Origin of the sequence: Pseudomonas sp. B21-017 (assembly GCF_024749245.1) — a bacterium.
Classification (GTDB): Bacteria; Pseudomonadota; Gammaproteobacteria; order Pseudomonadales; family Pseudomonadaceae; genus Aquipseudomonas.
The window spans coordinates 608,509-627,020 of record NZ_CP087194.1 but is presented as its reverse complement, the minus strand read 5'-3'; the positions used below and the strand labels follow the sequence as shown (position 1 = coordinate 627,020).

At 60.0% G+C, this 18,512-nt stretch carries 18 protein-coding genes; 10 read left to right on the top strand and 8 right to left on the bottom strand.

Annotated features, from left to right (window positions below):
• Positions 1–23: 23 nt before the first annotated feature.
• The 7 genes from LOY28_RS02750 to LOY28_RS02720 all read left to right on the top strand — a co-directional run bounded on the left by LOY28_RS02750 (position 24) and on the right by LOY28_RS02720 (position 5,213).
• On the top strand, positions 24–542 hold the full coding sequence (locus tag LOY28_RS02750) for a hypothetical protein (protein WP_258613019.1): 519 nt from the start codon (positions 24–26) through the stop codon (positions 540–542).
• Between the two features lie 159 nt (positions 543–701).
• Positions 702–1,334, top strand: coding sequence for a TetR family transcriptional regulator (locus LOY28_RS02745; protein WP_018928469.1), 633 nt, complete (start codon positions 702–704; stop codon positions 1,332–1,334).
• 215 nt (positions 1,335–1,549) lie between these two features.
• Positions 1,550–2,050 carry an urease accessory protein UreE gene (gene ureE, locus LOY28_RS02740; RefSeq protein WP_018928470.1) on the top strand — a complete coding sequence of 167 codons (501 nt, stop codon included), beginning with the start codon at positions 1,550–1,552 and terminating at the stop codon, positions 2,048–2,050.
• Positions 2,047–2,721 (top strand): urease accessory protein UreF, encoded by a 675-nt coding sequence (locus LOY28_RS02735; RefSeq protein ID WP_018928471.1) that lies wholly within the window; start codon positions 2,047–2,049, stop codon positions 2,719–2,721. Before ureE ends, LOY28_RS02735 begins: the two co-directional genes overlap by 4 nt.
• A gap of 23 nt (positions 2,722–2,744) precedes the next feature.
• On the top strand, positions 2,745–3,359 hold the full coding sequence (ureG, locus tag LOY28_RS02730) for an urease accessory protein UreG (protein ID WP_018928472.1): 615 nt from the start codon (positions 2,745–2,747) through the stop codon (positions 3,357–3,359).
• Between the two features lie 28 nt (positions 3,360–3,387).
• On the top strand, positions 3,388–3,960 hold the full coding sequence (locus LOY28_RS02725) for a HupE/UreJ family protein (RefSeq protein ID WP_018928473.1): 573 nt from the start codon (positions 3,388–3,390) through the stop codon (positions 3,958–3,960).
• A gap of 125 nt (positions 3,961–4,085) precedes the next feature.
• Positions 4,086–5,213, top strand: a complete 1,128-nt coding sequence (locus tag LOY28_RS02720; protein ID WP_018928474.1) for an AGE family epimerase/isomerase — start codon at positions 4,086–4,088, stop codon at positions 5,211–5,213.
• A 120-nt stretch (positions 5,214–5,333) separates the two neighbouring features.
• Here the strand turns inward: LOY28_RS02720 and LOY28_RS02715 are convergent, their stop codons facing one another.
• From LOY28_RS02715 to LOY28_RS02680, 8 genes are all read right to left on the bottom strand, one after another.
• Positions 5,334–6,101: an SDR family oxidoreductase gene (locus LOY28_RS02715; protein ID WP_258613018.1), complete on the bottom strand. Its 768-nt coding sequence runs from the start codon at positions 6,099–6,101 to the stop codon at positions 5,334–5,336.
• Positions 6,102–6,846: 745 nt separating this feature from the next.
• Positions 6,847–7,563: an ABC transporter ATP-binding protein gene (locus LOY28_RS02710; RefSeq protein WP_086944073.1), complete on the bottom strand. Its 717-nt coding sequence runs from the start codon at positions 7,561–7,563 to the stop codon at positions 6,847–6,849.
• Positions 7,560–8,432 (bottom strand): ABC transporter ATP-binding protein, encoded by an 873-nt coding sequence (locus LOY28_RS02705; RefSeq protein ID WP_018928477.1) that lies wholly within the window; start codon positions 8,430–8,432, stop codon positions 7,560–7,562. The genes LOY28_RS02710 and LOY28_RS02705 overlap by 4 nt, the downstream gene beginning before the upstream one ends.
• Entirely contained in the window at positions 8,429–9,709 is a 1,281-nt protein-coding gene (gene livM, locus LOY28_RS02700; RefSeq protein WP_018928478.1) for a high-affinity branched-chain amino acid ABC transporter permease LivM, read from the bottom strand. Before livM ends, LOY28_RS02705 begins: the two co-directional genes overlap by 4 nt.
• A 3-nt stretch (positions 9,710–9,712) precedes the next feature.
• A complete protein-coding gene (locus LOY28_RS02695) occupies positions 9,713–10,627 on the bottom strand; it encodes an ABC transporter permease subunit (protein ID WP_007939055.1) in 915 nt (304 codons plus the stop codon).
• Positions 10,628–10,798: 171 nt separating this feature from the next.
• The gene (locus LOY28_RS02690; RefSeq protein WP_018928479.1) at positions 10,799–11,932 is read right to left on the bottom strand and encodes a branched-chain amino acid ABC transporter substrate-binding protein; all 1,134 of its coding nucleotides are present in this window, start codon (positions 11,930–11,932) and stop codon (positions 10,799–10,801) included.
• Positions 11,933–12,295: 363 nt separating this feature from the next.
• Positions 12,296–13,579, bottom strand: coding sequence for an FAD-binding oxidoreductase (locus LOY28_RS02685; protein ID WP_018928480.1), 1,284 nt, complete (start codon positions 13,577–13,579; stop codon positions 12,296–12,298).
• A 94-nt stretch (positions 13,580–13,673) separates the two neighbouring features.
• Positions 13,674–15,164: an aldehyde dehydrogenase family protein gene (locus LOY28_RS02680; RefSeq protein WP_018928481.1), complete on the bottom strand. Its 1,491-nt coding sequence runs from the start codon at positions 15,162–15,164 to the stop codon at positions 13,674–13,676.
• Between the two features lie 187 nt (positions 15,165–15,351).
• Here LOY28_RS02680 and LOY28_RS02675 point away from each other — a divergent pair, with 187 nt between their 5' ends.
• The 3 genes from LOY28_RS02675 (at position 15,352) to nadE (ending at position 18,508) form a co-directional block, all read left to right on the top strand.
• Positions 15,352–16,263: a LysR family transcriptional regulator gene (locus tag LOY28_RS02675; protein WP_111455418.1), complete on the top strand. Its 912-nt coding sequence runs from the start codon at positions 15,352–15,354 to the stop codon at positions 16,261–16,263.
• Positions 16,264–16,449: 186 nt separating this feature from the next.
• Positions 16,450–17,676 (top strand): nicotinate phosphoribosyltransferase, encoded by a 1,227-nt coding sequence (pncB, locus tag LOY28_RS02670; protein WP_019650677.1) that lies wholly within the window; start codon positions 16,450–16,452, stop codon positions 17,674–17,676.
• Between the two features lie 4 nt (positions 17,677–17,680).
• Complete coding sequence (nadE, locus tag LOY28_RS02665) at positions 17,681–18,508, top strand: ammonia-dependent NAD(+) synthetase (RefSeq protein ID WP_018928484.1); 828 nt, start codon at positions 17,681–17,683, stop codon at positions 18,506–18,508.
• Positions 18,509–18,512 lie beyond the last annotated feature (4 nt).

The window sequence follows — 18,512 nt, the reverse complement described above, 5'->3', positions numbered from 1 at the left end:
GCCCTCCCAAGGAGCAACCCATCATGAAACGCGAATTACTGCTTAGCCTGACCCTCTCAATGTTAGCCAGCACCGCTTTTGCTCTGCCGGCTGCCGATCAGGCCACTCCACAAGTCAAAGACAGCCACTCGGTGTTCAGCCAGACCGTTGCCGATGGTGCCAACGGTAACGAGCGCCTGAAAGAAAAAGGCCTGATCACCCAGGATGGCTCGGATCGCACTCCACAGGGCCAAACCCTGGCTGCTGACGGTACCGACCGTACCCCACAAGGCCAAACTCTGGCTGCTGACGGTACCGACCGTACCCCACAAGGCCAAACTCTGGCTGCTGACGGTACCGACCGTACCCCACAAGGCCAAACCCTGGCGGCTGACGGTACTGACCGCACTCCACAAGGCCAAACCCTGGCTGCTGACGGTGCCGACCGCACTCCACAAGGCCAAACCCTGGCGGCTGACGGTGCCGATCGCACTCCACAAGGCCAAACCCTTGCTGAAGGTGGTGGTGACCGTGTGATCGAACGCAACAGCGCTGTGAGCTAAGCCCATGGCGGCCTGGAAAAAAAGCCCAATCCCCGGATTGGGCTTTTGACTTTATAGAAGCTGCATTTCCCCCGCGTGATCCCCCGACAGTCCGTTCGACGCCAGCGAAGCCGATTTGCTAGAGTGCGCCGCTGTCCCTGTCCAGAAAACACCCTTGCGATGCTGCCCCGCGCCGAACAGAAACAACAGACCCGCAACGCCCTGATGGACGCTGCCCGCCACCTGATGGAAAGCGGCCGAGGATTCGGCAGCTTGAGCCTGCGTGAAGTGACGCGAACCGCCGGGATCGTGCCCACTGGTTTCTACCGGCACTTCGCCGACATGGACGAATTGGGCCTGGCGCTGGTGTGCGAAGTCGGCCAGACCTTCCGCGAAACCATCCGCCTGGTGCGCCATAACGAATTCGTCATGGGCGGTATCATCGATGCCTCGGTGCGGATCTTTCTCGACGTGGTCACGGCCAATCGCTCGCAGTTCCTGTTTCTTGCCCGAGAGCAGTACGGCGGCTCGCTGCCGGTGCGCCAGGCCATCGGCCGCCTGCGCGAGGACATCAGCTCGGACCTGGCGGCCGATTTGTCGTTGATGCCGAAACTGCAGCATCTGGACATCGCCGGCCTGAGCGTCATGGCCGATCTGATCGTCAAAAGCGTGTTCGCGACCCTGCCGGACATCATCGATCCGCCGGCCGAAGCATTGCCCGAGCACCTGACACCACAGGCGAAAATCACCCAGCAGTTGCGGTTTATCTTTATCGGGCTGAAGCATTGGCAAGGACTCGGCAGTACCGAGTAACCCGTTAGAAAAAAATCGCAGCCTTCGGCAGAAGGCTGCGATCTTTTTGTGCGCTGCAAATTGGTGCGTAAACACCCGCCACGCACCAACTTCAATCAAAGTCCTGCAACATTGTGAGTCCCCCCCCGTCGCTCTGACAGGCATTTCCTACCTCTCACCCGATTGGCAAGCCCCTTGCTCTAGCCTGAACATTGTTCATTGCTGGAAGCCTTCCGATGCTGGTGATTCATCGCAGAATCGACCCTCAACCCGTCTGGGCCGCCGAGTTGCACCTGACCTTCGAAGCCAGGAGCAAAAGTCGCTTGCGCTGTTTCAGTGCCGAGGGTGAAGACGTCGGCTTGTTTCTGGAGCGCGGCCAGCCACCGCTGCATGACGGCGAGTGCCTGCAAGCCGAAGACGGGCGCGTCGTTCGCGTCTGTGCTCGCCCCGAACAACTGCTGCACGTCACCTGCGCCAATGCGTTCGAACTGACCCGCGCCGCCTATCACCTGGGTAATCGCCACGTGGCCCTGCAAGTCGGCGACGGCTGGTTGCGCCTGCTCGATGATTACGTGCTCAAGGCCATGCTCGAACAGCTTGGCGCCAAGGCCGAGAACATCGAAGCGCCGTTCCAGCCGGAACACGGTGCCTACGGTGGTGGCCATCACCACTCGCGCCACGGTGACGAGGACTTCAACTACCCGCCGAAACTGCACCAGTTCGGAGTGCGCTTATGAACCCCGCCTGGGCGCTGCTGCGCCTGGCCAGCCCGCAGCTGCCAATTGGCGGCTACAGCTATTCCCAGGGCCTGGAAATGGCGGTGGATAACGGCCGGGTCAATGATCCCGACAGCGCGCGACGCTGGATCAGCGATCAATTGCTGCTGAACCTGGCGCGTTTCGAAGCACCGCTACTGCTCGCCCATTGCACCGCCGCAGCCGAAGAAAACTGGGCCGAGTTGCTGCAACGCTGCGAAGAGCATCGCGCCAGCCGCGAAACACGTGAGCTGCATCAGGAGAGCCGGCAGATGGGCTATTCGCTGCAGCAGCTGCTCAACGGCTTGCCGGAGCTGGACGAGCCTGCTCGCGCCTTTCTCGAGCAACGCCCTGAACCGCACTTGGCTCTCGGCTGGGCGCTGGCGGCTCGCGCCTGGAACATCAACCCGCAAGATGCGCTGGCCGCCTGGCTCTGGAGCTGGCTGGAAAACCAACTGGCGGTGTTGATGAAAACCCTGCCGTTGGGCCAGCAAGCCGCACAACGCCTGACCAGCGAACTGCTGCCGTTGCTGCAACAGGCGCAGCAAGACGCCAGCCGAATCAATCTCGAACACGTTGGCAGCGCCGCTTTCGGTCTGTCCCTGGCGTGCATGGCCCATGAGCGCCAGTACAGCCGTCTGTTCCGTTCCTAGGGCCTTTTAGTTTGGAGAATCACATGAACACACAACCCCTGCGCGTCGGCATCGGCGGCCCGGTCGGCTCCGGCAAAACCGCCTTGACCCTGGCCCTGTGCCTGGCCCTGCGCGAACGCTACAACCTGGCCGTCGTGACCAACGACATCTATACCCGCGAAGACGCTGACTTTCTGGTGCGCAACGAAGCCTTGGCGCCGGAGCGGATCATCGGCGTGGAAACCGGCGGCTGCCCGCACACGGCGATCCGCGAAGACGCCTCGATCAACCTCGAAGCCGTGGACCAACTGAACCGGCGCTTTCCGGGGCTGGATCTGATCCTGGTGGAATCCGGCGGCGACAACCTCTCGGCGACCTTCAGCCCGGAGCTGTCCGACCTGACCATTTACGTGATCGATGTCTCCGCCGGCGACAAGCTGCCGCGCAAGGGTGGCCCCGGCATCTGCAAATCCGACCTGCTGGTGATCAACAAGATCGACCTGGCGCCGCTGGTAGGCGCGTCGCTGGAGATGATGGACAGCGACACCCAACGCATGCGCAACGGCAAGCCGTTTGTCTTCAGCAACCAGAAAACCGGCCAGGGTCTTGAAGAAATCATCGCCTTTATCGAACGCCAGGGCCTGCTGACTGCGGCCTGATCACACTTATCAACAAGGAAGCTTATCCATGACACTGAAACGCATTCTGGGCGCCATGGCCCTGCTGCTGACCCCAGCCATTGCCTTCGCCCACCCGGGCCATGGCGACAACGGCTTGATCGCCGGCATCAGCCACCCGATCGGCGGCCTCGATCACTTGCTGGCGATGGTTGCCGTGGGGTTGTGGGCGGCGCAGCAGAAAGGCGCTGCGCGCTGGGCCCTGCCGTGCACATTCGTGGGCACCATGTTGATCGGCGGCTTGCTGGGTTTTGAAGGACTGAACCTGCCGGCGCTGGAAAGCGGGATTGCGGCATCGGTATTGGCGCTGGGCCTGGCGGTGGCGTTGGCAGTGCGTCCGCCGCTGAGCCTGGCGGTGGCGGCGACCGCGTTGTTCGCGCTGTTTCATGGCGTGGCGCATGGTCTGGAATTGCCGGACATGTCCAGTCCCTGGGCGTATGCCGCAGGGTTTGTGGCAGCGACAGCGGCGTTGCATGCCGCGGGTTATGCGATGGTTCGCGTCTTGCCTCAGGCCGCGGCACCATTGGTTCGGCTGGCGGGTGCGGCGTCGGCGGCAACCGGAGTCTGGTTGCTCGCGGGTTGATTCTCTAGCGTCTGAACTGGCCCCTTCGCGATCCGACTTGCCCGCGAAGGCGGCCTGACAGACACCGCATCTCTAAGGCCTGCTAACATGTCGCGCAATTAACCCTGCCGTGACGACGCCAGCCAATGCCGCATGTTTCCCGCTCTGCCTCCCAGCCTGAATTGACCGCCCTGTTCGCCTCAGTGCATCAGCACTTCCAGGACGTGATCGTGCCGCTCTGGCAGGGCCCCGGCTGGAACGCCGACATGGCGTTGCCTTATGAGGCGCTGGATGCCGAGCATAAACCGCTGCCCCCTCAGCGCTACCGGGCCATGGCCTGCGCGCGGCAGCTGTATTTGTTCTCCAGCCTGATCGGCCAGGTGCCCAAGGCTGAAGAGCGCGCGGCGGCGCTGTTTCGTTCCTTGCAACGGCATTTCCACGATGCCGAGCATGGCGGCTGGTTCTACAGCATCGACCCGCAAGGTACGCCGCTGGACCAGCGCAAAGACCTCTACACCCACGCCTTCATCCTGTTCGCTTGCGCCCATTATTGGGACAAGGTTCGCGAACCGCTGGTGGAGTCGGTACTCAATGCCGCGCTGGAAGTGGTGGCGCAGCGTTTCGCCACGGGCGACGGCCTGTACGAAGCCAGCCTGGACCGTGATTGGTCCTCGCTCGACTCCGGTCCATTGCAGAACCCGCTGATGCATTTGGCCGAAGCCTTCCTCGCCACCCTGTCGGTGCGCGAAGACGCGGCTGTGCAGAACGCACTCATCGAGTTATGCACAGCCATGCAAAAGCGTTTCATCGACCCGCGACATGCGGTGTTGATGGAGAAGCCGCTGGGAGCTGTGGATAACTGGTTCGAGCCGGGCCATCAGTTCGAATGGTATTTCCTGCTGCAATCCTCGCCATTGCTGCGCGGCTCGACACTGCATGCCTCGCTGGAGCGCGCGTTTGCGTTCACCGAGCAACGGGGTGTCGATCAGCAGACCGGTGCCGTGCGAGCGATGCTGGAACTGGATGATCACCCTCGCGACGCAACCCAACGCATCTGGGCTCAAGCCGAATACCTGCGCGCCCTGACCTTGCGCCCGGACAGCGAAGCATCGGTGCAACGCCAATTGCAGGCGTTGCAACAAAGCTTTCTGCATGCGGGCGGTTGGTATGAGTGTCGCGATGAGCAGGGCGAAGTGAGCCGCAAGGACATGCCTTCGACCACGCCTTATCACTTGGCAACCTGCTATCGCGGGCTGGCCGAGTATTTGCGCTGACTGAAAAATTGTTTTCGCGGGCAAGCCTCGCTCCTACAGGTTTTATGTTGAATCGCGACTCTGCGAACAACACATAATCCGTAGGAGCGAGACTTGCCCGCGAATAGCCGTTACTCGGTCTTACACCTTGGCATTACGCTCAATGGCAAACCCACTCCAGGTCTGGCTCACCGGCATCAGCTCAAGGCTGTTGATGTTGATGTGGGCCGGTGTGTTGAGCACCCAGAAAATGGTCTCGGCGATGTCTTGCGGCTGGATCGGGTCGGCACCGGCGTAAGTAGCGTTGTAACGCTCCTGGTCACCGGCGAAACGCACCAGCGAGAACTCGCTCTCGCACAGGCCCGGCTCGATGTTGCTGACCCGCACGCCCGTACCTTGCAGGTCGCAGCGCAGGTTCAGGGAGAACTGTTTGACGAACGCCTTGCTCGCGCCATACACGTGGCTGCCCGGGTACGGGTAGTTGCCGGCGATGGAGCCGAGGTTGACGATGCTGGCGCCACGACCATGAGCGATCAAACGTGGCAGCAACAGGCGGGTGCTGTACATCAGGCCTTTGATGTTGGTGTCGACCATGGTGTCCCAATCATCGAGATTGCACTTGGGCGCCGGGTCCACACCCAGGGCCAGGCCGGCGTTGTTGATCAGCCCGCGCAGCTTGGCGAAGGATGGCGGCAGGTTGGCAATCGCCTCCTCCATGGCCTTGCGGTCCCGTACGTCGAGCACCAGGCCATGGACCTCGGTCTGTTTCGACAACTCGGCGCACAGGGCATTGAGGCGCTCTTCACGACGACCTGTCAGCACCAGTTTCCAGCCGGCCTCGGCAAAACGACGGGCACAGGCTTCACCAAAACCGGAGGTCGCGCCGGTAATAAACAGGGTGTTGGACATCGTGTTCTCCTTGCGTCGGCTGACAGTCAGCCCTTGGAATAGAAAATCAACCGGCAGCATGCCCGGCCTTTTCCACAGCGGCAACCATGGCAAAAACCGTACAAAAAATGATCAATGCTGGCAACACCCCATGCCCCGTGGCTTGCAGCCATGTACGCGCACCTTATCCACAGGCCGGTCCACAGTTTCCGGGGGCAAGTGGAAAAGCTGCAAGCCGCTATCCACAAGGCTTTGCGGGCATATTTGAAAGTTTTTTGCTTGACCCTGAGGCATCCGCTGTGTAGTCCAGGGCAATTTGCACGACTGAGCGGTCATAGCGACGATGGCGCCAAGCCAGCAACCACGGCCCTCAGCCGAGTCTTTCCAGAGTTTAACCACAGACTTATCCACAGGCTTGTCCACCTCGGCTCACACCGGCTTCGCTCATAACAAAAAGGTTGACAATGCCCACTTCAGGTTCGCCAAAAGCACCTGATCAAAAAACAGTCATCCCTCTGAAAGCCACGTATTCAAAGGCTTACAGCCAGCTACTCCCACGTTATTCACAGCCAGCTCCACAGCAAACGGGGACAAGTCAAAACCGTGACAAAACAGCAATTTGCAGCGGCTTTATGTCGCGCTTTGAGAGGTCATGAATATTGTTTTCCACAATTTCCCTTTACCTCAAACCACAGCCTCGTGTAGGGATTGTGCGGGCATAAAAAAACGCCCTGAGTTCGTCAGGGCGTTTTCCAGGCTCTTCGGTTTAGTGCCCGCCGAGATAGGCGTTACGCACCTCCTCGTTCACCAGCAGCTCCTTGCCGGTGCCGGTGAGGCGGATCTGCCCGTTGACCATCACGTACGCCCGGTCCGACAGCTTGAGGGCGTGGTTGGCGTTCTGCTCCACCAGAAAGATGGTCATGCCCGTCTTGGCCAGTTCCCGCAGGGTCGCGAAGATCTGTTTCACCACAATCGGCGCCAGCCCCAGGCTCGGCTCATCGAGCAGCAACAGCTTGGGTCGGCTCATCAACGCCCGGGCAATGGCGAGCATTTGCTGCTCGCCACCGGACATGGTCATGGCCCGCTGGTTACGCCGTTCCTTGAGCCGCGGAAACAGCTCGAACATGCGCTCCATGTCCTCGGCGGCGTACTTGTCACCGATCGGGATGGTGCCCATCAGCAGGTTTTCCTCGACGGTCATGTCGGGGAACACCCGGCGGCCTTCCGGCGACTGAGCGATACCGTTGGAGGCGATGTAGTGGGACGACTTGTGAGTGATATCCACACCCTGATAGACGATTTGCCCGTCAGTCGCCCGTGGCTGACCGAAAATCGACATCAGCAGGGTCGACTTGCCGGCACCGTTGGAGCCGATCAGGCTGACGGTCTCCCCTTCATTGATGTGCAACGAGACTTTCTTCAGGGCCTGGATCGGTCCGTAGAACACGTCGATCTCTTTCAGTTCGAGGATCGGTTGACTCATACCAGTTCCTCTTCGTCGGCGCCCAGGTAGGCGGCAATCACTTTCGGATCGTGTCGGATCGCATCAGGCCCGCCCTCGGCGATGACAACGCCGTGGTCCAGCACCACGATGTGGTCGGAAATGCTCATGACCATGCCCATGTCGTGCTCGATCAACACCACGGTCAGATCATGCTCGTCACGCAGCAGCCGGATCATCGCGCTCAGCGCTTCGGTTTCCTGAGGGTTGAGACCGGCGGCCGGTTCGTCGAGGCAGATGATCTGCGGCCGGGTACACATGGCCCGGGCGATCTCCAGACGGCGTTGCTGACCATAGGACAGTTCACCGGCCAGACGGTTGGCGCAGTCCACCAGGTCCACCACTTCCAGCCAGTAGAAGGCGTGGTCCAGTGCATCGCTTTCGGCCTTGCGATAACCCTTGGTGTTGAGGATGCCGGCCAGCATGCCGCGGTTGACCCACATGTGCTGGGCTACCAGCAGGTTTTCCAGTACCGACATCTCCTTGAACAGGCGAATGTTCTGGAAAGTCCGCGCCAGACCGGCACGGTTGATCAGGTGCGTGCCACCGAACATCTTGTAGTGGAGCCGGCTGATGAAGCTTTTCGGCGAAACGAAATCGGTTGCCTTGAACGGCTCTCCGAGCATTTTGATGACGTTGGTCTTCACCCCACGGGTGTTGAGCTCGATATGCCCGCCGGACGCTTTGTAGAACCCGGTCAAGCAGTTGAACACAGTGGTCTTGCCCGCGCCGTTGGGGCCGATCAACGCGAAGATCGAGTTGCGCTTGACCTTCAGGCTGACGTCACTCAACGCCTTGATGCCACCGAAGTGCATCATCAGGTTCTCGACCGAGAGTACGACTTCACTCATGGCGCTACTCCTTTACGCGGGGTCACACCGGTACGGCTGATCCGGATCAGGCCGCGCGGTCGCCAAATCATCATCAACACCATCAGGATGCCGAACAGCAGCACGCGATATTCAGCGAAGCCGCGCAGCAGTTCCGGAGCGACGGTCAACACGAATGCTGCCATCACCACGCCGATGGTCGAACCCATGCCGCCAAGTACCACGATGGCGAGGATCAATGCCGATTCGAAGAAGGTGAATGAGGTCGGGTTCACAAAGCCCTGATAGGTCGCGAAAAACACGCCGGCCAGGCCCGCTGTCGATGCGCCGATGGTGAACGCCGACAGTTTGACCAGTACGTGATTCAGCCCCATGGAGCGACAGGCGATTTCGTCTTCACGCAAGGCTTCCCATGCGCGACCGACCGGCATGCGGGTCAAGCGATGCTTGATGTACAGCACGGCCAGCACCACCAGGAACAACACCGCATAAATGAAGTAGTACTTCACGTCCGGGTTGTAGGCGATGCCGAAGAACTCATGAAAAGGTACCCCGCCGTCCTTCGCCCGCTTTCCGAATTCGAGACCGAAGAAAGTTGGCAACGGCGCCGCCATGCCATTCGGGCCACCGGTCAGGGACAACCAGTTGTTGAGGATCAACCGGATGATTTCACCAAAGCCCAGGGTCACGATTGCCAGATAGTCGCCGTGCAGACGCAGCACCGGGAAACCCAGGATGCACCCCGCCAGCCCGGCAGTGATCGCCGCCAAAGGCAGCACCGTCCAGAAGCCCAGCCCCAGGTATTGGTAACCGAGCGCCAGGCCGTAAGCGCCGATGGCATAGAACGCCACATAACCCAGGTCGAGCAGGCCAGCCAGACCGACCACGATGTTCAGGCCCAGGCCCAGCAGCACGTAGATCAACCCAAGGATGACCACGCCCAACAGGTAAGAGTTGGAGAAGAATGGGAATACCACGGCGACAACGATCACCAGCGGGACGACCCAGCGCAACCGGGATTTGTAATCAGGCGCCAGAACATGAACCCCGGAACCGGTGCTCTCGAAGCCTTCGAGAATTCTCAGGCCTTTGGGGGTTTGCAAGAACAGGCTCAGGGCAAAGCGGCCAGCCATGACAATGGCGACTATCCACGCCACGCGCGTCGGCTGCAGGTTGAAGCCGTAGCCGTCGAGGACCACACCAACAATCGGGCCGAACACAATCAGGGCGATGAGGCCGGCAAGAATCGCGTCAACCAGGCTTTTTTTGACATCAATGGTTTTAGTGGTTGAAGACATCGCTTACACCTTCGACACAAGAGGACGGCCAAGCAGGCCTTGAGGCCGAAAGACCAGAACAAGAACGAGCAGCGAGAAGCTGAAAACGTCTTTGTAATCCGAGTTGACCAACCCCGAGAACAGCGACTCGGAGATCCCGAGAATGATCCCTCCCAGCATGGCGCCGGGCAGTGAGCCGATCCCGCCGAGCACTGCCGCAGTGAACGCCTTGATCCCGATGACGAAGCCTGCGTAGAAGTCGAACGTGCCGTAGTTCATGGTGATCAGCACACCGGCCAGGGCCGCCATCGCCGCACCGATGATGAACACGTAGGAAATCACCCGATCGGTGTTGATCCCCAGGATCGAAGCCATCTTGCGGTCTTGCTGGGTGGCGCGGCACATGCGGCCGAGTTTGGTGTACTTGATGACATAGGTCAGCAAGCCCATGCCGACGAATGCGGCAACCAGAATGAAGATTTTGGTGTAGGTGAGTTGAACGAAGCCGCTCCCGACTTCAACTCGCCATGCACCGGTCAGCAGTGTTGGTACACCCTGTTGACGGGCGCCCTGACTGATCTGTGCATAGTTTTGCAGGATCAGGGAAATACCGATGGCGCTGATCAGCGGTGCCAGTCGGGTGGAGTTGCGCAGCGGTTTGTAAGCGACACGCTCAATGACCCAGCCATACACCGCGGTGACGATGATGGTGAAAACCAGGGTGCCGAGCATCAGCAGCGGGAAGGATTCAATACCGAAGTAAGCCAGCAGAGCCAGACTGATCGCCGCGAGGTACGCAGAGATCATATAAACCTCGCCATGGGCGAAGTTGATCATGCCGATGATGCCATAGACCATTGTGTAGCCGATGGCGATCAGGCCATAGACCGACCCGAGGGTCAGGCCGTTGACCAGTTGCTGCAGGAAAATACCATCCATAACGCAATCTCACGCACTTGAGAGACTGCACAGAAGCCGGGTGCGACGGACCGGGGTTCAGCCGCCGGCGCAACTCGGTTGTGTGCAGCTCTACGAGAAAAGACAGGTACTGCACGGACATGTTTCAGGACTGCCCGGCGCGCAAGGCGCCGGGCAGATCAACCGCTCATATCACTTCTGTTTTTCCAGCTGGTGGTATTTGCCGTCCTTGTCCCACTTGTAAACCACGTAGTCGGAGACTTTCAGGTCGCCCTTGCTGTCCCAGGTCTTCTCGCCCATGACGGTCTTGACCGGGTTGGCTTTCAGCCATTTGGCAGCGTCTTCGCCCTTGTTGGATTTGGCGCCATTGAACGCTGCGGCCAGGGTCTGGACCGAAGCGTAAGCGTACAAGGTGTAGCCTTCAGGTTCGGTGCCGGCCTTGCGGAAGGCGTCTACCACGGTCTTGCTGTCTGGCAGCAGACGTGGGTCGGCGCCGAAGGTCATCAGTACGCCATCAACGTTCTGTGGGCCACCGGCGGTGGTCACCAGTTCGTCAGTCACGATGCCGTCATCGGACATGAACTTGACGTCTTTGAGGCCCTGTTCACGCAGTTGCCGAACCAGTGGACCGGCTTCCGGGTGCAAGCCGCCGAAGTAGACCACGTCGGCACCGGCCGCACGGATCTTGGTGACGACGGCGCTGAAGTCTTTCTCGCCGCGAGTCAGGCCTTCATACAGCACTGGCGTTACGCCGCGCTTGATCAGTTGAGCCTTGGTGGCATCTGCCAAGCCTTGGCCATAGGTGTCCTTGTCGTGCAGCACGGCGACTTTCTTGCCCTTGAGCACGTCGACGATATAGTCGCCAGCCACGATACCTTGCTGGTCGTCACGCCCGCACATGCGGAACATGGCACTCAGGCCGCGCTCGGTCACCTTGGGGTTGGTGGAACCTGGGGTGATCGTGATGATGCCGGCTTCATCGTAGATCTCGGAGGCAGGGATGGTCGACGAGGAGCAGAAGTGACCTACCACACCAACGACTTTCTTTTCAGTCAGGTCTTTGGCGACCGTCACAGCCTGCTTCGGCTCGCAGGCGTCATCGCCTTTGACCAGTACGATTTTTTCCCCGTTGACACCGCCGGCGGCGTTGACCGCATCAGCGGCTGCCTGTGCACCCTTCATGTACTGCTCGCCAAATGCCGCGTTGGCGCCTGTCATAGGGCCGGCCACACCGATTTTCACATCAGCCTGTGCAAACGCAGAAACACCCAACGCAGCTGCCACTGCGAGGGCCAGAAAGCCTTTCTTGTAAAACGTCTGGGACATGAGGTGGTGCTCCAAGGTTTTTTTTAGTTGGCACTGCGACTTCACTGAATGCTCAGAGCAAGGGCCGTGCCATCGGTTTTTTATTCTGAAAAAAGTCGCTGCTTTCTTGTTATTTCGACTGTTTCGATCCCATTTTCATTGGGCGTGCAACCGTCTAAACCGCGGGAGGTGAAACCATTTATTTCAAAAGGCGCAACCCGCATGCGCCATCATTGCAACCGCAGCGCCAAACGATGTGCAACCTGCCTGTAACAGCCCGCGTCACCGAACTGCACACTGCCGGTGCACAACTGCTACAACCCGCACCATTACAGGCTAGCCGCTTCGCTGAAAAGCGCTGCTTCCAGCAACATATTTCAACAATCAGATCACGATCCGCAGGCACTGGCCCGCGTGATACAGCGAAAAACCGGCCTCATACAGGCAGCTTCGCAGCCCCACGCCCGCCAATGGCTGCATGGGTGCGAAGGGAATCGGCAGGGCTTGAGGATTTCCGTTACACAAGTAGTCGGCGAAGGCTTTGCCGACCACTGTGCCGGTGGTCACGCCTCGACCGTTGTAACCAGTAACGGCCACCAGACCCGGTGCCGGCTCGAACAGGCGCATCAAATGATCGGGGGTGAAGGCGATGCAACCGGTCCAGGTGCATTCCCATTCCACCGGTTTCAGGTAGGGGAAGTAATGCTGCTGAACCCGATCGGCCCAGGCTTTGAGGAACCAGGTCGGTTTCTGGTTGCCATTGCCGAGACTGCCGAGCAACAACCGCCCCTCGGCATCACGACGGATGCTGCTGAGCACTTGCCGGGTGTCCCAGGAACCCTGACCACCGGGCAGAATTTGCTGCGCGGCGTCTTCGGTCAGCGGCACCGAAGCCACTTGATAGTAATAACCGGGGAAGAAGTTGCGACGCAGCTCCGTCCAGTCGCCTTCGGTATAGGCATTGGAAGCGATCACCACCTGTTCGGCCAGCACCGAACCCTGGGCGGTCTGCACCGACCAGCGCTGGCCCTGACGTTCGAGTCGGGTCACCGGGGAATGATCGAACAACTGACCGCCAAGGCCGATAGCCGCGTTGGCCAGCCCCGTGGTGTAGGCCATCGGGTTGATCGTGCCGGCACGCCGGTCGAGCAGCGCGGCGGCGATCTTCCGGGTGCCCGTGGCTTGTTCGCAGGCAGCTCCGGTCAACAATTCCACCGGTGCCCCACGACGTTTCCATTGTTCTTCGCGACTGCGCAGGTCCGCCTCGCCACGCGCGTTGTGCGCCATGTGCAGCGTGCCTTCGCGGCGCAACTGGCAATCGATGTTGTATTTGTCGACGAGGCTGAACACCAGCGACGGCGCCGCTCCGAGCATACGGTTGAGCTGACTGCCGACCGCCTTGCCAAAACCGGCTTCGATTTCGTCCGGAGGAATCCACATTCCGGCGTTGACCAGCCCGACGTTACGCCCCGAACCGCCATGGCCGGCACGATGCGCTTCCAGCACACAGACACTTTTGCCTTGCTCCAGCAGATGCACCGCCGCCGACAGCCCGGTGAAACCGGCACCGATGACGCAGACATCCACCGTCACCTCACCCTTGAGCGCCGCATTGTCGGGCCTTTGCGGCGTCAGTTTTTCCCACAGACACTCTTCGCGTAACGGCATTGCCAGACTCCGAAAATGAAACCTAACCAACACACCATCGATCGTTCCCGCGCAGAGCGTGGGAACGATCGATCAACAGCTTGTAGCTTGCTGCTTAATCGAACGTAATCCCCTGAGCCAACGGCAATTCCAGCGAATAGTTCACGGTGTTGGTCTGGCGGCGCATGTACCCGCGCCATGCATCGGAGCCCGACTCACGACCGCCGCCCGTTTCCTTCTCGCCGCCGAACGCGCCGCCGATTTCCGCGCCGCTCGGGCCGATGTTGACGTTGGCAATGCCGCAATCGCTGCCCACCGCCGACATGAACCGCTCGGCTTCACGCACGTCGGTGGTGAAGATGCACGACGACAGGCCTTGTGGCACGGCGTTGTTCAGGCGCAATGCCTCTTCGAAATCGGTGTAACCGATCACGTACAGAATTGGCGCGAAGGTTTCGTCGCGCACCACATCGCTTTGTTCCGGCATTTCGACGATGGCTGGTGAAACGTAGTAAGCGTTGGGGAATTTGTCTTCCAGCTGACGCTGGCCGCCAAACACCCGGCCGCCTTCGCTCAAGGCTTGCTCCAGCGCGTCCTGCATGTTGTCGAAGCTGTGTTTGTCGATCAGCGGCCCGATCAGGTTGCCTTCCAGTGGATGGCCGATGCGCACCTTGGAGTAAGCGGCTTTCAGGCGGGTGACGATTTCTTCTTTCACCGATTCGTGGGCAATCAGGCGACGCAAGGTGGTGCAACGCTGACCGGCAGTGCCGACGGCGCTAAACAGAATCGCCCGTACGGCCATGTCCAGATCGGCGCTTGGGCCGAGGATCATCGCGTTATTACCGCCCAGTTCCAGAATGCTACGGGCGAAACGTGCGGCGATTTTCGGCGCCACTTCGCGGCCCATGCGGGTGCTGCCGGTAGCGCTGATCAGCGCGACACGCGGGTCATCGACCAGGGCTTCGCCTGCATCGCGGCCGCCGATGATCACTTGGCTCAGGTGCGGCGGGGCGTCGCTGAAGTTCTTCAGGACACGGTCGAACAGCGCCTGACAGGCCAACGCGGTCAGCGGGGTTTTCTCCGACGGCTTCCAGATCACCGGGTTGCCGCAGACCAGCGCCAGCGTCGCGTTCCAGGCCCAGACGGCGACCGGGAAGTTGAACGCGCTGATCACGCCGACGATGCCCAGCGGGTGCCAGGTTTCGCGCATGTGGTGGCCAGGGCGCTCGGAGGCGATGGTCAAACCGTACAACTGACGGGACAGACCGACCGCGAAGTCGCAGATGTCGATCATTTCCTGAACTTCACCCAGGCCTTCCTGAGTGATCTTGCCGGCTTCCCAGGAAACCAGCTCACCGAGATCGGCCTTGTACTCGCGCAGGATGTCGCCCAATTGACGAACCAGTTCGCCACGGCGCGGCGCCGGCACCTTGCGCCACAATTCGAACGCATGATCTGCGCGACTGATGTGCTGCTCGACTTCAGCGGCGCCTTCCCAGTTCACGGCGGCAATCCGACTACCGTCGATGGGCGAATGCACCGGCACTTTGCCGTTCTGGTACAGGGCCGGGTTCACACCAAGACGATCAAGCAATGCGGCAACCATGGGTCACTCCTCGAGCAGAAACAGAAAACGTGCAGCCGGATTAATTCGACTGATCTGACCTGTAGTTTTAGCGCTCCCGAGGTTCTCCAACAAACGACGATTAAGCGAGATATCATTCCGTTTATTCATGCTGCGAATCTGCCGGTAACACGCGTGCCACGTAGAGAGACAAGAACAAGGAGAACCGATGCTGAATAAACGCTACTTGCCGTCGATCACTGCGCTGCAGTGTTTCGAGGCCGTGACCCGGCATTTGAGCTTCACCCGCGCCGCCGAAGAGCTGAACCTGACCCAGAGCGCCGTGAGCAAACAGGTCGCGCAACTCGAAGAGTTGTTGCAGCACCTGTTGTTCCGCCGGGTGCGCCGACGCCTGCAAATGACCCCCGCTGGCGATTTGTATTTGGTGGAGGTACGAAAAATCCTCACCCAAGTCGAAATGTCGACCCATTACCTGCGTTCCTACGGCGGAGACACCGAAGTCTTGCGCGTCTCCACGCCTCCGACCTTCGGCGCGCGCTGGCTGGTGCCACGCTTGAAAGGCTGGCGCCTGCGTCATCCGTCAATTCATCTGGACCTGTGCAGCGAACAGGAAGCCGACGACCTGCTGCAAGGTCGCAGCGACCTGGCGTTCTACTTCGGCCAGGGCTCACGGCCCGGCACCGAATGCCTGAAGCTGTTTGGCGAAGAGCTTGTTCCTGTGTGCGCACCGGGCAGTCTGCCGGACACGCCGTTCACCGATCCTACGCAGCTTACCGACCTGGTCCTGCTGCAAAACGCTTCCCGGCCCCAGGCCTGGCACGATTGGTTCGACAGCCAGGGCTACCACACCGAACACAGCTACCACGGCCCGCGTTTCGAAACGTTCTATATGTGCATCCGCGCCGCCCAAGTCGGCTGTGGTGTAGCGTTGCTACCGAAGTTTCTGGTGGAAGAGGAATTGGCCGACGGCAAGTTGGTCATTCCCTGGCAGCATGCAATGCCCAGCACCGACGCCTATTACCTGGCGTATCCGGAGCACTCGGCGGAAGTGCCCAAGGTGCGGGATTTTGTGAAGTGGATGCTGGAGCGGATAAACAATCCGGATGCCTCACAGATTTGAAGACTCACAAAAATCTGTGGTCAAGAACAATATCTGTGGCGAGGGAGCTTGCTCCCTCGCCACAGAGATCTCTAGCGTCTAAAAAATTGCTGGCAATCCTCACCGCTGATATGCGCCACTAGCCCCATTCATTGAAACAGCTGCAACGTCGCTGCCACGGGCCGCGACCCGCCTGGAGACCCCGTTATGAGCGAGAGTGTGTTTGCCGATCGCATCGTGCAGAACCTGCTCGACACCGACTTCTACAAACTGACGATGATGCAGGCGGTGCTGCACAACTACCCTAACGTGGAAGTCGAATGGGAGTTTCGTTGCCGTAACAGCGAGGATCTGCGCCCGTACCTGGCGGAGATCCGTTTCCAGATCGAGCGCCTGGCCGAGTTGAGCCTGAGCGCCGATCAGTTGAGCTTCCTGGAGCGCATCAGCTTCCTGAAACCGGACTTCCTGCGTTTTCTCGGGCTGTTTCGTTTCAATCTGCGCTATATCCACACCGGCATTGAAAACGGCGAGTTGTTCATCCGCCTGCGCGGGCCGTGGCTGCACGTGATTCTGTTCGAAGTGCCGTTGCTGGCCATGGTCAGCGAAGTGCGCAACCGCTATCGCTACCGGGAAATCGTCCTGGAACAGGCCCGTGAGCAGCTCTATCGCAAGTTCGACTGGTTGACCGCCAACGCCAGCACCGATGAATTGTCCGAGTTGCAGGTAGCCGATTTCGGCACTCGCCGGCGCTTCTCGTATCGCGTGCAGGAAGAAGTGGTAAACGTGCTCAAGCACGACTTCCCTGGTCGTTTCGTCGGCACCAGCAACGTGCACCTGTCCCGCGAGCTGGATATGAAGCCGCTGGGCACCATGGCCCACGAATGGATCATGGCCCACCAGCAACTCGGTCCGCGGTTGATCGACAGCCAGATCGCCGCCCTCGACTGCTGGGTCCGAGAGTACCGTGGCCTGCTGGGGATCGCCCTGACCGACTGCATCACTTCCGATGCGTTTCTCGGCGATTTCGACCTGTTCTTTGCCAAGCTCTTCGACGGCTTGCGTCACGACTCCGGTGACCCGGTGCTCTGGGCGGAAAAGGCCATCGCCCACTACCACAAGCTGGGCATCGACCCGATGAGCAAGACCCTGGTGTTTTCCGACAGCCTGACGTTGCCCAAGTCTCTGGAGATTTTTCGGGCGTTACGTGGTCGGATCAATGTCAGTTTCGGCATCGGCACTAACCTGACCTGCGATATTCCGGGTGTCGAACCGATGAGCATCGTGCTTAAAATGACTGCATGCAACGGCCAACCGGTGGCCAAGATTTCTGATGAGCCTGGCAAGACTCACTGCAAAGACCCGAATTTCGTCGCCTATTTGCGACACGTTTTCCAAGTACCTGCCACCCTTTCCAGTACATCAAGCAAGGAGTGAATTCATGCAAGCCGTACAGCGTGAGATTGCTGAACAGCTCAAGGTCCAACCGCCGTTCGTGGATCAACTCGCCCTTGAGGCTGAAGTCGCCCGGCGAATCACCTTCATTCAGGATTGCCTGGTCAATTCCGGGCTCAAGACCCTGGTGCTCGGTATCAGCGGCGGCGTCGATTCCCTGACCGCCGGCCTACTGGCCCAACGCGCCATCCGTGAACTGCGTGAGCGTACCGGTGATAACAGCTACAAGTTCATCGCCGTGCGCCTGCCGTACCAGACGCAGTTCGATGAACACGATGCCCAGGCCTCGGTGGACTTCATCGCCCCGGACGAACGCCACACGGTGAACATCGGCCCCGCAGTCAAATCCCTGGCCGGCGAAGTGGCAGCCTTCGAAGGCAAAGAGGCCGTCTGGGTGGATTTCGTATTGGGCAATACCAAGGCGCGGATGCGCATGGTCGCGCAATACACCATCGCCGGTGCGGCTCATGGCCTGGTGATCGGCACCGACCACGCGGCAGAAGCCGTGATGGGTTTCTTCACCAAGTTCGGTGACGGCGCCTGCGACCTCGCACCGCTGAGCGGCCTGGTGAAAAACCAGGTCCGGGCGATTGCCCGCAGCTTCGGCGCGCCAGAGTCGCTGGTGGAGAAAATCCCGACCGCCGACCTCGAAGACCTGTCGCCGGGCAAACCGGACGAAGCATCCCACGGCGTGACCTACGCCGAGATCGACGCCTTCCTGCACGGCGAACCGGTGCGCGAGGAAGCGTTCAAGATCATTTGTGATACGTACAAGAAAACACATCACAAGCGTGTGATGCCGTTCGCGCCTTGATTCT

Excerpts from the sequence above, each read along its gene's own strand:
- LOY28_RS02750 (WP_258613019.1), top strand. The coding sequence starts at position 24 with ATGAAACGCGAATTACTGCTTAGCCTGACCCTCTCAATGTTAGCCAGC.
- LOY28_RS02745 (WP_018928469.1), top strand. The coding sequence starts at position 702 with ATGCTGCCCCGCGCCGAACAGAAACAACAGACCCGCAACGCCCTGATG.
- ureE (WP_018928470.1), top strand. The coding sequence starts at position 1,550 with ATGCTGGTGATTCATCGCAGAATCGACCCTCAACCCGTCTGGGCCGCC.
- LOY28_RS02735 (WP_018928471.1), top strand. The coding sequence starts at position 2,047 with ATGAACCCCGCCTGGGCGCTGCTGCGCCTGGCCAGCCCGCAGCTGCCA.
- ureG (WP_018928472.1), top strand. The coding sequence starts at position 2,745 with ATGAACACACAACCCCTGCGCGTCGGCATCGGCGGCCCGGTCGGCTCC.
- LOY28_RS02725 (WP_018928473.1), top strand. The coding sequence starts at position 3,388 with ATGACACTGAAACGCATTCTGGGCGCCATGGCCCTGCTGCTGACCCCA.
- LOY28_RS02720 (WP_018928474.1), top strand. The coding sequence starts at position 4,086 with ATGCCGCATGTTTCCCGCTCTGCCTCCCAGCCTGAATTGACCGCCCTG.
- LOY28_RS02715 (WP_258613018.1), bottom strand. The coding sequence starts at position 6,101 with ATGTCCAACACCCTGTTTATTACCGGCGCGACCTCCGGTTTTGGTGAA.
- LOY28_RS02710 (WP_086944073.1), bottom strand. The coding sequence starts at position 7,563 with ATGAGTCAACCGATCCTCGAACTGAAAGAGATCGACGTGTTCTACGGA.
- LOY28_RS02705 (WP_018928477.1), bottom strand. The coding sequence starts at position 8,432 with ATGAGTGAAGTCGTACTCTCGGTCGAGAACCTGATGATGCACTTCGGT.
- livM (WP_018928478.1), bottom strand. The coding sequence starts at position 9,709 with ATGTCTTCAACCACTAAAACCATTGATGTCAAAAAAAGCCTGGTTGAC.
- LOY28_RS02695 (WP_007939055.1), bottom strand. The coding sequence starts at position 10,627 with ATGGATGGTATTTTCCTGCAGCAACTGGTCAACGGCCTGACCCTCGGG.
- LOY28_RS02690 (WP_018928479.1), bottom strand. The coding sequence starts at position 11,932 with ATGTCCCAGACGTTTTACAAGAAAGGCTTTCTGGCCCTCGCAGTGGCA.
- LOY28_RS02685 (WP_018928480.1), bottom strand. The coding sequence starts at position 13,579 with ATGCCGTTACGCGAAGAGTGTCTGTGGGAAAAACTGACGCCGCAAAGG.
- LOY28_RS02680 (WP_018928481.1), bottom strand. The coding sequence starts at position 15,164 with ATGGTTGCCGCATTGCTTGATCGTCTTGGTGTGAACCCGGCCCTGTAC.
- LOY28_RS02675 (WP_111455418.1), top strand. The coding sequence starts at position 15,352 with ATGCTGAATAAACGCTACTTGCCGTCGATCACTGCGCTGCAGTGTTTC.
- pncB (WP_019650677.1), top strand. The coding sequence starts at position 16,450 with ATGAGCGAGAGTGTGTTTGCCGATCGCATCGTGCAGAACCTGCTCGAC.
- nadE (WP_018928484.1), top strand. The coding sequence starts at position 17,681 with ATGCAAGCCGTACAGCGTGAGATTGCTGAACAGCTCAAGGTCCAACCG.